The organism is Micromonospora sp. ALFpr18c (assembly GCF_008868155.1).
GTDB lineage: Bacteria > Actinomycetota > Actinomycetes > Mycobacteriales > Micromonosporaceae > Micromonospora.
Genome location: NZ_WBKR01000196.1, coordinates 1 through 11530, shown reverse-complemented (window position 1 = coordinate 11530; position 11530 = coordinate 1). Strand labels below are relative to the sequence as shown.

The 11530-nt window shown below is 74.7% G+C and carries 11 protein-coding genes; 5 read left to right on the top strand and 6 right to left on the bottom strand.

Annotated elements, in window-relative coordinates:
* Window positions 1-129 precede the first annotated feature (129 nt).
* Window positions 130-717 carry a hypothetical protein gene (locus F8271_RS32615; RefSeq protein ID WP_192580456.1) on the bottom strand — a complete coding sequence of 196 codons (588 nt, stop codon included), beginning with the start codon at window positions 715-717 and terminating at the stop codon, window positions 130-132.
* Window positions 718-865: 148 nt separating this feature from the next.
* On the opposite strand from F8271_RS32615, the gene F8271_RS25935 reads away from it, so the two are divergent.
* Genes F8271_RS25935 through F8271_RS25925 form a run of 3 tightly spaced genes read left to right on the top strand, consistent with a single transcriptional unit; the run spans window position 866 to window position 2441 of the window.
* Window positions 866-1363: a GNAT family N-acetyltransferase gene (locus tag F8271_RS25935; RefSeq protein WP_225854765.1), complete on the top strand. Its 498-nt coding sequence runs from the start codon at window positions 866-868 to the stop codon at window positions 1361-1363.
* A gap of 9 nt (window positions 1364-1372) precedes the next feature.
* Window positions 1373-2173 carry an S-adenosyl-l-methionine hydroxide adenosyltransferase family protein gene (locus F8271_RS25930; RefSeq protein ID WP_151492444.1) on the top strand — a complete coding sequence of 267 codons (801 nt, stop codon included), beginning with the start codon at window positions 1373-1375 and terminating at the stop codon, window positions 2171-2173.
* Between the two features lie 25 nt (window positions 2174-2198).
* Window positions 2199-2441 carry a CPCC family cysteine-rich protein gene (locus F8271_RS25925; RefSeq protein WP_225854764.1) on the top strand — a complete coding sequence of 81 codons (243 nt, stop codon included), beginning with the start codon at window positions 2199-2201 and terminating at the stop codon, window positions 2439-2441.
* A 25-nt stretch (window positions 2442-2466) separates the two neighbouring features.
* Here the strand turns inward: F8271_RS25925 and F8271_RS25920 are convergent, their stop codons facing one another.
* Window positions 2467-3732, bottom strand: coding sequence for a hypothetical protein (locus tag F8271_RS25920; RefSeq protein WP_151492443.1), 1266 nt, complete (start codon window positions 3730-3732; stop codon window positions 2467-2469).
* 109 nt (window positions 3733-3841) lie between these two features.
* Here F8271_RS25920 and F8271_RS25915 point away from each other — a divergent pair, with 109 nt between their 5' ends.
* Both F8271_RS25915 and F8271_RS25910 read left to right on the top strand, forming a co-directional pair.
* Window positions 3842-4651, top strand: coding sequence for a DNA-formamidopyrimidine glycosylase family protein (locus F8271_RS25915; RefSeq protein ID WP_151492442.1), 810 nt, complete (start codon window positions 3842-3844; stop codon window positions 4649-4651).
* A gap of 162 nt (window positions 4652-4813) precedes the next feature.
* Window positions 4814-8500, top strand: a complete 3687-nt coding sequence (locus tag F8271_RS25910; protein ID WP_151492441.1) for a hypothetical protein — start codon at window positions 4814-4816, stop codon at window positions 8498-8500.
* A 30-nt stretch (window positions 8501-8530) separates the two neighbouring features.
* On the opposite strand, the gene F8271_RS25905 is transcribed toward F8271_RS25910, so the two are convergent.
* The 4 genes from F8271_RS25905 to F8271_RS25890 all read right to left on the bottom strand — a co-directional run.
* On the bottom strand, window positions 8531-9316 hold the full coding sequence (locus tag F8271_RS25905; RefSeq protein ID WP_151492440.1) for a hypothetical protein: 786 nt from the start codon (window positions 9314-9316) through the stop codon (window positions 8531-8533).
* Between the two features lie 23 nt (window positions 9317-9339).
* Window positions 9340-10203: a PspA/IM30 family protein gene (locus F8271_RS25900; RefSeq protein ID WP_151492439.1), complete on the bottom strand. Its 864-nt coding sequence runs from the start codon at window positions 10201-10203 to the stop codon at window positions 9340-9342.
* 203 nt (window positions 10204-10406) lie between these two features.
* On the bottom strand, window positions 10407-10865 hold the full coding sequence (locus F8271_RS25895; RefSeq protein ID WP_151492438.1) for a helix-turn-helix domain-containing protein: 459 nt from the start codon (window positions 10863-10865) through the stop codon (window positions 10407-10409).
* 152 nt (window positions 10866-11017) lie between these two features.
* On the bottom strand, window positions 11018-11530 hold a 513-nt coding region (locus F8271_RS25890), incomplete at its 5' end, for a CinA family protein (RefSeq protein WP_225854763.1).

Below are 11530 nucleotides of genomic sequence, written 5' to 3'. Positions count from 1 at the left end.
GTATCAGAGACAGCCCCGGCACTCCCGGCCAGCGCCGGCCCGGCAATGTCGCGTCGGGCGCACCTCATCTGATGAGTGATGCCGGTGCGTCATCAAGATGACTCACCGGCATCACTCATCGGACCGGATTCAGCCGAGGCCGTTGAGGACCTTCTCGTAGCGGGGCCGCTCGGCGGCCGGGGTCTTCGCGTCGAGGTAGTTGAGGACCACCGCACCGCGCCGGTACGACTGGCCGCCCCAGGTCTCCGCGATGTCGCTGGCGCTGATCTCGTCGGGGAACACGTACACCGTGACGGCGTCGGTCGAGATGAGCTCGGAGCAGCCCAGGCCGAGCCCGTCCGGGCCACAGTCGACCGAGCGGTCCTTGGGATGCGGCACCTTCAGGCCGGCGTCCCTGAACGCGTTGACGACCTGGGTGGCGCCGGGCGCGCCGGCCGGACGTCGGGGCAGCACCACCGGCGGCGGGCTGGCCGGCCGGCGTTCGGTGGGCCCCTGCGGCGCCACGGACGGCGGGGCGGGTGGCGTTGCCACGGCGCCGGAGCTGGACGGGGCCGCCGAGGGCATCGGCGCGCTCGGAAGGCCGGTCGCCGCCGGGGCCGAGACCGACGACGCGATGGGTGCCGCGTTCGGCGGGTCGGCGTCGTCATCGCCGCAGCCGGCGGTGACGGCGACGGCGACCAGCAGGACCCCGAGGACGGGCAGGCTCCGAAGTGTCACCTGGGCAGTGTGCCCAACCGCACCCGGCGGCGGGAGGGGCCGGTCGGCCACCGCGCTGTCCCATATCCGCCACCACGGGTCGGCCGTGCGGCGGCGGTACGCTCCAGGGCTGGCGGAGCAGGCGCGGCGAGAGGCGGGGGGGCCGAACGTGGGCGGGTTCGAGGTGCGGCCGGCGCGGCCCGCCGAGCGGACGGCGATCGACGCGCTGCACGAGCGCGAGTGGGGTGGCCCGTACGTGGTCGCCCACGACACCCGGCACGACGTGCGAACCCTGCCGACCCTGGTGGCGCTCGACGCCACCGCGGCGGTGGTCGGCGCGCTGACCTACCGCGTCGACGGCGACGGCCTGGAGGTGGTCACCCTGGTCGCGGCCGCGCCCGGCGGCGGCGCCGGCACGGCCCTGCTGGCGGCGGCGACCGCGACCCCGACCGGGGCGGGCCTGGCCCGGGTGTGGCTGATCACCTCGAACGACAACCTGCGGGCGTTGCGGTTCTACCAGCGACGCGGCATGCGGCTGGTGCACGTCGACCGGGGAGCGGTGGACCGTGCCCGCCGACTCAAACCGGAGATCCCCCTGGTGGGCGAGGACGGCATCCCCCTGCACGACGAACTCGTCCTGGAGCTGCGCACCGACGCGGAGGGTTAGCCTGCGGGCATGTCCGTCACGCCCTGGATCTCGCTGACCACCGACTACGGCCTCACCGACGGTTTCGTGGCCGCGTGCCACGGGGTGATCGCCCGGATCGCGCCGGCGGCCCGGGTCATCGACGTGACCCACCTGGTGCCACCGGCGGACGTGCGGCGGGGCGCGGCGGTGCTGGCGCAGACGGTGCCGTACCTGCCGGTGGGTGTGCACGTGGCGGTGGTCGACCCGGGGGTGGGCACCGCCCGGCGGGGCGTCGCGCTGGCCACCCCGGGTGGGCTGCTGGTCGGTCCGGACAACGGGCTGCTGCCGGATGCCGCCGCCGCGCTCGGCGGGGTGACCGCCGCGGTGGAGCTGACCGAGCCGCGCTGGCTGGCCCGCCGGGTGTCCGGCACCTTCCACGGGCGGGACGTGTTCGCGCCGGTCGCGGCCCGGCTGGCGCTCGGCGCGCCACTGGGCGAGGCGGGGCCACCGGTGGATCCGGCCGGTCTGGTCCGGCTGCCGGCGCCGACGCTGACCTCGGACGACGACGGCTTCACCGCCGAGGTGTCGACCGTGGACCATTTCGGCAACGTTCAACTGGCCGCGCCGGCGCACCTGCTCGACCCGCTGCCGACGACGGTGCGGGTCGGTCCGCCGGGGGTGGCACCGGCCCGGCCGGCCGTCCGGGGGCGGACCTTCGGCGACGCCCCGGCCGGTGGCCTGGTGGTGTACGTCGACTCGGCGGATCTGGTCGCGGTCGCCGTGAACGGCGGGCGGGCGGTGGACCTCCTTCGGGTGGCCCCGGGTGACGTCCTGCGGGTTTCCCGCTGATATTCGACTGTGGAATGCTGCCCCGGTGGGTGAACACGTAGTTCCCGTGGGCTGTCCGTGCTGTGCATCCCGAACCGGCGGGGGGACCTGCCCGGTCTGCTTCTGGACCGACGATGGTCAGACCGACGCCGACGCCGACGCCGTCCGGGGCGGCCCCAACGGCGACCTGAGCCTGTCGCACGCCCGGCTCAACTACGCCGTCTACGGTGCCAGCCACCCGCGCTACCAGGACATGGTGCGCCCGGCCCGCCCCGACGAGCGCCCCTGACGGCACCCGGCGGGGCGGGCACGGGTCAGCAGACCGGCACGCTGCCGCCGTACACGCCGGAGATGTACGCATGGCTGACGTACTGGCCGGTGGCCAGCCGGTTCCAGCGGGTGGTGGTGCGGTAGGGGCCGGCCACCGACTGGCCGGTGACGTAGCACTGGATCGGCACGTTGGCGAATTGGGCGGCGAGGCCACGGATCGGGTACGACGTGCTGGCCCCGGTGCGGATGTTGAGCGGCCCGTCGCCGACCACGCCACGCGGCCCGCCACCGGTCCACAGGTAGGCGACGTCCACCCAGGCGTTGGTGGTGAGCTGGAGGCCGTCCCAGAAGGTGCCGTCGGCCAGGTCGATGCCGGCCGGGTTGAGCACGGTCCGGCCGAACTGGTCCCGCCCGCCGTTGTAGCCGGACTGGTAGGCGGCCTGCGCCTCGGGTCGGCCCTGCGGCAGGTTCTTCCAGTTCTCCCGCACCGCCGACGGGTTCCAGTAGTCGTCGCGGGTGTTCCACGGTCCGACGTCCCAGACGGGGGCGTACTCGCAGCGGGAGCCGGTGGTGGTGCAGACCCGCACGGTGTAGTCACCGGTGTTGAGCGGGGACAGGCCGCGCCGCGACGGTAGTGCCACGAAGTGGTCCCGGGGCTGCACGGTGCGGCCGTTGGCGGTCAGCTCGCCGACCAGCCCGATGCGGGTGGCGTACACCCGGTAGGTGAGGCCCGGAGTGGCCGCGGAGACGGCGGCGGTCGCGTCGGCGGTGAGCTGGACGCCGCGTACCGTCGCGGTGGCGCCACCGGCGGGCGCGGTGAGCACCACCCGGCTCTGCACCCGGCTCACCGGGCGGTCGAAGACCGCTCCGGCGGTCGCGGCCCGCCACTCGGTCCAGCCGCTGACCCGCCAACCACGGACCTGGGCCTCGACGGTGGCACCGGCCGGTACGTCGGCGGTGACCTGGGCGCGGATCCGGGTTGCCGGCCGGCTGAGGGTCCGGGGAGCGTTCAGCAGCATCCCCTCCGCGACCGCGCTGTGCGGGCTGCGCGGGCTACGGCCGGCGGACCGGGCCTCGCGCAGTCGCAGCCCGGCGGGGGTGCGCCGGACGTTGACGTCGTCGCGGTCGACGACGGACAGGTCGGCGTTCCACCGTTCGCCGTCCGGTGCGGCGGCGGTGAGGGTGAGCGGGCCGCCGGCGGCGGGTGCGCCCGGGACGTGGCTGGTGGCGGGCAGGAGCGTGGCGGTGAGGGCGAGGGTGAGGGTGGTGACGAGGGAGAGGGATCGGGTACGACAATGCGGCCTTGACATCGGCATTCTCCTCAGAACCCCCTGACCCTCGCATGTCAGAAGATCATGAGGAACCTGTGTACAAATAGCGACACATGCGAATCCTGCTCGAAAGAGGGAGGATGGTGGGATGCCCGAGGGTGACACCGTCTGGAACACCGCGCGCGTGCTGCACCGCGCGCTGGCCGGCTCGAGGATCACCGACAGCGACTTTCGGGTGCCGCAGTTGGCGACCACCGACCTCACGGGCTGGACGGTCCGCGAGTCGGCGAGCCGGGGCAAGCACCTGCTGCTGCGCCTGACCGCAACGGACGGGGCGGACTGGACCCTGCACTCGCATCTGCGGATGGACGGCGCCTGGCGGGCGTACGCGCCGGGCGAACGGTGGAGCGGCCGCCCGGCCCACCTGATCCGGGTGGTGCTGCGCAGCCCCGGCGCGGTGGCGGTCGGCTACCACCTGCACGAGCTGGCGCTGGTGCCGACCGCCGAGGAGGACCACCTGGTGGGTCACCTCGGCCCCGACCTGCTCGGCCCCGACTGGGATCCGGCCGAGGCGGTCCGCCGGCTCGGCGCCGACCCGGAGCAGTCCATCGGCGAGGCGCTGCTCGACCAGCGCGCGCTGGCCGGCGTGGGCAATCTCTACAAGTGCGAGGTGCTGTTCCTGCGTGGCGTGTCCCCGTGGACACCGGTCGGCGCGGTGCCCGACCTGACCGGCCTGGTGTCGCTCGCGCAGCGACTGCTCGCGGCCAACCGGGGTCGTTGGACGCAGAGCAGCACCGGCTCGCTGCACCGGGGCCAGACCAGCTACGTGTACGGCCGCCGCGCCCAGCCCTGCCGCCGCTGCGGCACCGCGATCCGCAAGCAGGAGCTGGGCGAACGCGTCACCTACTGGTGCCCGGTCTGCCAGCCGGAACACCCGGACGCCCCGTCACCCGGCTGACCGCCCCGCACCGCCCGAGGTCATCCCAGATACGGACGATTGGGTAATTCCTATCTGGCCGTCGGAGTCGCATGCTGCGGTTGAGTGCTCACCGACCGTCAGCAGAGCACCAGGGTCGCCACGCCGGGGTGGCGGACCCGGTGCACCGACCCGGGGAGAGTCATGGCGATCTTCCGCAGACTCCGCTCCACCTTCTTCGAGCGCACCGCCCAGGACAGCGACGGCAACGGCCGGGTGGCGTCCGTGGTGCCGGCCGCGCGGACCACCGAGGAGGTCGTCCGGACCACCGAGGAGGTCGCCGCACCGGCGACCAGCCTGGACCCGGCCGTCGTGCCCCGCTGTTTCGGCCCGGTGCCGAACTTCGCGTACAGCCCGCGCCCTCTGCGGGACGCCGACGGCCGGCTGGTGCCCGGGACCGGGCTGCGCAAGTTCATCGACGCGCTGCCCGTCCCGGGCCAGACCGCACCGCCCGTCCCGGGCCAGACCGCACCGCCCGTGGCGGGCACCGGACTCGGCGCGTACCTGCCGGTGGCCGTCGCGGACACGATCAGCTATCCGGGCTGCGACTACTACGAGATCGGCCTGCAGGAGTACGCCCAACGCCTGCACCGGGACCTCCCGGCCACCCGGCTGCGCGGCTACCGGCAGCTCAACCTCGGCACCGACGCGTCGGGGCACAACACCGTCGCGCCCCCGGAGCGGCCCTGGCACCTCGGCCCGGTGATCCTCGCCCGGCGGGGCCGGCCGGTCCGGGTGAAGTTCATCAATCAGCTGCCCACCGGCCGGGCCGGCGAGTTGTTCCTCCCGGTCGACGACACGGTCGACGGAGCGGGTCCGGGCCCGCTGGGCGGCCCCGCGCCGTACCCGCAGAACCGGGCGGTGCTGCACCTGGCCGGGGCTCGGACCGGCTGGACCAGCGCCGGCAACCCGGGGCAGTGGATCACCCCGGCCGCGGAGATCACCCCGTACCCGACCGGCACGGGCCTGACCCACGTGCCGGACATGCCGCCGCCCGGTGCGGGCGCCACCACGCTGTACTACCCGAACGAGCAGAGCGGGCGTCTGCTGTGGTTCCACGACAACACCCTCGGCCTGGCCCGGCTCACCGTCTACGGTGGGCAGCTCGCGCTCTACCTGCTCACCGACCCGGCCGAGGAGCAGCTCGTGGCCGACGGGGTGCTGCCGGCCGAGCAGGTGCCGCTGGTCATCGAGGACAAGACGTTCGTGCCGGACGACACCCAGCTCGCCGCCGAGGATCCGACCTGGGACCGGGAACGCTGGGGCGCCCGGGGCAGCCTCTGGCACCCCCACGTCTACCAGCCGCGACAGGACCCGTACCGCCCCGGTGGGCGCAACCCGACCGGGCGGTGGGACTACGGCCCCTGGTCCCGTGACCCGGCCCCGGGCGGCGTCGGAAACACGGCCATCCCGGCCGGGGCCGTGCCCAACCCGCTGCACGACCCGGTGGGCGCGCCGGACGAGCCGCCCCTTCGGCCTGACGTGCCGCACCCGTCCGCGGTGCCCGAGGCGTACGGCGACACTCCGCTGGTCAACGGTGTCGCCTACCCATACCTGGAGGTGCGGCCCCGCGTGTACCGGTTCCGGATCCTCAACGCCTGCCTGGACCGCAGCGTCAACCTTCAGCTCTACCGGGCCTGCTCGGACGGGCCGATGTGGACCGACGACGGTGTTCTGGCCGACGCGGAGGCTGGCGAGGTGCCGATGGTGGCCGCCGTGCGGGCGGCGGACCGGCCGGCGGGCTGGCCGACCGACGGGCGTGACGGCGGGGTGCCGGACCCTCGTGCGGCCGGGCCGGCGTTCGTCCAGATCGGAAACGAGGCCGGCCTGCTGCCCGCCCCGGTGGTGCTGCCGAACCGACCGGTCGGCTTCCGGTACGACCGGCTCGACCCGACCGTGCTGAACGTCGACGGGCACACCCTGCTGCTCGCCCCGGGCGAACGGGCCGACGTGCTGGTCGACTTCGCCGCCGTCCCGGCGGGCAGCACGCTGATCCTGTACAACGACGCGCCCGCCCCGTTGCCCGGGTTCGATCCGCGTTACGACCAGCACGCCGACGCCACCGACCGGACCGCCGAGGGCGGGCCGCCGCCCACCGAGCCGGGGTACGGCCCGAACACCCGTACCCTGCTCCAGTTCCGGGTCACCGGGGCGCCGGAGCCACCGTACGACCTGGCCCGGCTGCGGGAGCGGCTGCCCGTGGCGTACGCGGCCAGCCAACGCCCGCCGATCGTTCCGCAGCCGGCGTACGACGAGGCGTTCGGCACCAGGACGGCACGGGAGACGACGGTGCCGGTGCACGCGGACACGGTGACCTTCACCCCGGCGGGCGCGGTCGGCCCGGTGACCCTGCCCGTCGAGGTGAAGGCCGCTCAGCAGGTCTTCGAGCCCGACCACGGCCGGCTGGCGGGTCGACTCGGCGTCGGGCACCCGCACGCCGGGCCACTCACCCCGGCGACGCTCCCCCTCGGCCCGACCGACCCGGTGACCGAGGTGCTCTTCGCGGCCGACCCGGCCGTGCCGGTCGGCGCGCCGACCGACGGCACGCAGCTGTGGCGGATCAGCGGCAACGTCCGACAGACCGAGCCGCTGTGCTTCGGCGGCTGCGACGTGCAGGTGGTCAACCGGGTCGGCTGGGACGGCACGGTGCGCGCCCTCCACGGTGCCGAACTGGGTTGGAAGGACATCGTCCGGGTCAATCCCCGCGAGGACGTGGTGGTGGCGGTGCGCCCGGTCGCCCCGACGCTGCCGTTCAAGCTGGGCGACAGCGTCCGGCTGCTCGACCCGGGCCGCCCCGCCGGGATCCGGACCGGCTCGACACCGGTCAGCCCCGCCGACGGGCGGCCGGCGGTGGTGGTCAACCAGCTCGTCAACCTGGGCTGGGAGTACCGCTGGCACAGCCGGCTCGCCGCCCACCGCGACCTGGGGATGAGCCGGCCGTTGGTGCTGCGGGTGGCCCCCAAGGCACCGACCGGGCTGACCGCCACACCGGTGCCCGGCTCGGCCACCGCGCTGCCGGCGATCGCGCTGGCCTGGACCGGCAACGGCGGCCGTCCGCCCGCCACCAGCCACGTGCTGCAACGGGCCACCGACGCGACGTTCGGTGGTGAGGTCACCACCATCACCGTCGCGGCGACCGCGACCCGCTACACCGATGCGACGGTGACCCCCGGCGTGACCTACCACTACCGGATCAGGGCGGAGAACGCGGTCAGCTACTCGTCCTGGTCGAACAGCGTGCCCGCGTCCGTGCACCTGCCCGCCCCGGTCGGCATGGTCGCCGTGATCCCTCCGGCCGCGCCGCTACGGGTGGCCCTGCGCTGGACGAACCGTTCCTTCGCCACCGGCATCGACGTGCAACGGGCCACCAATCCCACCTTCACCAGTGGCCCCGGCACGACGGCGATCGGGGTCGGCAACAGTCACCTGGACATCGCGGTCGCACCGGACACCACGTACTACTACCGGGTCCGGACCACGTACCTGGGCGCCGCGTCGGCGTGGTCGACGGTGGCGGCGGTGACCACCCCGGCCGTGCCGGGCACCCCGATCGGGGTCAGCGTCACCGCCAGCGCGCCGGGGCCGGACACGGCCACGGTGATCCTCGGCTGGGGGCCGGGCACGACCGCCAGCTCCGGCTCCGGGTTCATCGTGCAGCGGGCGCTGGACCCGGCCTTCGACCGGGAGGTGGCCACGTTCACGGTGACCGGTAGCGGTTTCACCAACACGGGGCTGGCCCGGGGCGTGACCTACCACTACCGGATCCGGTCGTTCAACGTGGTGGGCAGCTCGCCGTACACCGGGCCGGTCTCCGTCACGACACCGCCGTGACCGGCCCGCGGCGCCGGTGCCCGGCGGGCGTCAGCGGGTGGGCGCGCGCAGCGGGGTGCCGGCGGCGCGCAGCTCGGCGAGCGCCGACGCCACGCCGTGCAGCAGGTCGGTGGCCTCGGTGAGCCGGTCGGCGGCCGGGTGGGCGCTCTCGGGTCGGGAGTCCTCGGCCAGGTAGCCGGCGGCGGCCACGACGAGCCGTTCGTAGGCCGCGACGCCGCTCTCCAGTTGGGCGACCAGCGCGCCGTGCGCGTCGGCCAGCGGTGCCCGGGCGTCGGGCGGTGCCAGCCGCAACGCCCGTTCGACGCTGGCCACCCGGGCGGCCAGGTCGCGCAGCGACCGGTCGGCGGCGGCGGCCTCCAGCACGGCCGGCTCGGCCAGCCCGGTGAGTCGCGGTGCCATCCCGGCCAGGGTGAGCGCCGCCCGGTCCAGGCGGGCCCACTGGGCTCCGGCGGTGGTGCCGCGCAGCGCGACCCGGGAGCGGACCCGGCGGACCTCGGCCAGCACACCGTGGCCGACCGGCAGCCGTTCGACGGCGGCCACCAGCCGCGCCCGGGACCGGGCCGCGGCCTCGGCCGGATCCAGTGCCGGGGGCGCCGGCCGGGCGGCCAACGCCCGCAGGTCGATCCACCGCCAGGCGGCGAGCGCCACCGCACTGCCCGCGGCGCCCGCCCAGGCCGCGTCGGGCAGACCGAGGCCGGCGTACGGGGTCAGCACCGCGGCAGCGCCGCCGAGCCCACCGGCCAGCACACTCCACCGCCGGGCGGAGCGGCGCAGCCGACCCAGCTGGCGGAAGTACCGGGTTCGCTCGTCCGCCACCCTGACCTCCTCGGATGAGACGTTCAGCTCGCGGCGGTCGGGTCGCCGGTGCCCCGTTCGCGGGCCATGCTGGCGCGCAGCTCGTCCAGCCGGGCCGCGGCGGCGGGGTCGCCGGCCTTCTCGGCCTGCGGTACGGCCGGTCGCTGTGCCGCGCCGCCGAGCTGCTCCCCGGCCATGCTGGACCGGATCTGCTCCAGCCGGGCCGAACCGGCGGAGTCGATGGTCGCCTTCTGGATCTCCAGCATGCGGCCCTCGACCGAGTTGCCGGCCAGTTCCGCGCGGCCCATCGCGTTGGCGTACCGCCGCTCGATGCGGTCCCGCACCTCGTCCAGGGAGGGGGTGTTGCCGGGGGCGGTGAGCGACGACATCGACTCCAGCGAGCGGGCCACCGTCTCCTGCATCTTGGCCTGCTCCAGCTGGCTGAGCAGCTTGGTGCGCTCGGCGAGCTTCTGCTGGAGGATCATCGAGTTGTTCTCGACCGCCCGGCGGGCCTGCGCGGCGGCGCCCAACGCCTGGTCGTGCAGGGTCTTGAGATCCTCGGTGGCCTGCTCGGCGGAGACCAGCTGGGTGGCGAGGGTCTGCGCGGACTGCTCGAAGCGCCCGGCCTCGGCCTCGTCGCCCTTGGCGCGGGCCTGGTCGGCCAGCACGAGGGCCTGCCGGGCGTTGCCCTGCAACCGTTCGACCTCGGTCATCTGCCGGGACAGCTTCATCTCCAGCTGGCGCTGGTTGCCGATCACCGCGGCGGCCTGCTGCACCAGCGCCTGGTGCTGGCGCTGGGCATCCTCGATGGCCTGCTGGATCTGCACCTTGGGATCGGCGTGCTCGTCGATCTTGGCACCGAAGAGTGCCATCAGATAGTTCCAACCCTTGACGAACGGGTTCGCCATCTCCGCGGTATCCCCTCAGTAGCGTCACTCCACCCGCGGTCAGACCGGAATGGGCCGGCCGACCGCGACCCCGGCCGGTCTCCATCGTCCCAGCCGAACGCCACCTCGGCATCCGTACCGGGCGGTCGACGGCACCGGCAGATCCTGTGGGCAACCCTACGCGGCTGGGGCCGGCTCGCCCATGGTCAACCGGGAGGAGGGGCTCAGGCGGCGCAGACCACGTCCCGGTCGCGCTCGGTGGGGCGCACGCGGGTGCTGCGCAGCGTGGCCTTGAGCGGCGACTCGTGGCGGACCGAGACAGCGACCTTGCCGTCGGAGGTGACCTGGCGTACGCCCCGGTTGGTGCTCTTGCGCACGGTGGCCGCCGCGCCGACGGGCGCGGCCTCGGCCGGCTCGTCCTGCATGCCGACGAGCACCCCGGGCATCTGCTCGGCGAGCGCCACGGTGTCGCTCACCTCCCGCAGCAGCTCGGACAGGCGGGCACCGAGCGCGTCACAGATCGCGGCCAGCAGTTCGCTGGACGGCTCCTTGTGCCCCCGTTCGATCTCGGAGAGGTAGCCGAGGCTGACGTTCGCCGCGGTGGACACCTCGCGCAGGGTGCGGTGCTGCCCCTGCCGGCGCGCCCGCAGTGCGTCACCGATTACCCGGCGTAGCAGGACCATCGCACCTCCCCCTGAGGGATACCTCTCGCCCGGCGTCGGGCAGCCGGTCGCGGCGGACCGCGCCGGCTCCGAGCGTCGGAGCCTTCCCGCAACCGTACCCGGTGCGAGCCCGTGCGACATCCCGCCCCGCCCGTCGGATCGCCCGCGACGGCTCACCGGCGTCCAACGCCCACCGCGCCCCGCTCGGCGTCGTCGGCGTGGATCCGCTCGGCGAGCAGCCGCAACGCCTCGATCACGGCCGTCGAGCGGACGTGGTCCCGGCCACCGTCCAGGTCGAGCTGGCGGACCTCGCCGCCGTTCGGGCCGGAGACCGCGACGTAGACCAGGCCGACGGGCTTGTCGTCCTGCGGTTCGGGGCCGGCGACGCCGGTGGTGGCGAGGCCCCAGTCGGCGCCGCACCGCTGCCGGCCACCCGCGGCGAGCGCCGCCGCGACGTCCGGGTCCACCGGCCCCCGTTCGGCCAGCAGCTCGGTCGGTACGCCGGCCAGCGTGGCCTTCAGCTCGGTGGCGTAGACGACGAGGCCGCCCCGGTAGATCCCGCTGACCCCGGCGATCTCCACGATCGACGCGGCGAGCATGCCGCCGGTGAGCGACTCGACCGTGGCCAGCGTCTCGTGCCGTTGCGCCAGGCTGTGCACGACCCCCGCCGCCGGGCTACCCGCGGA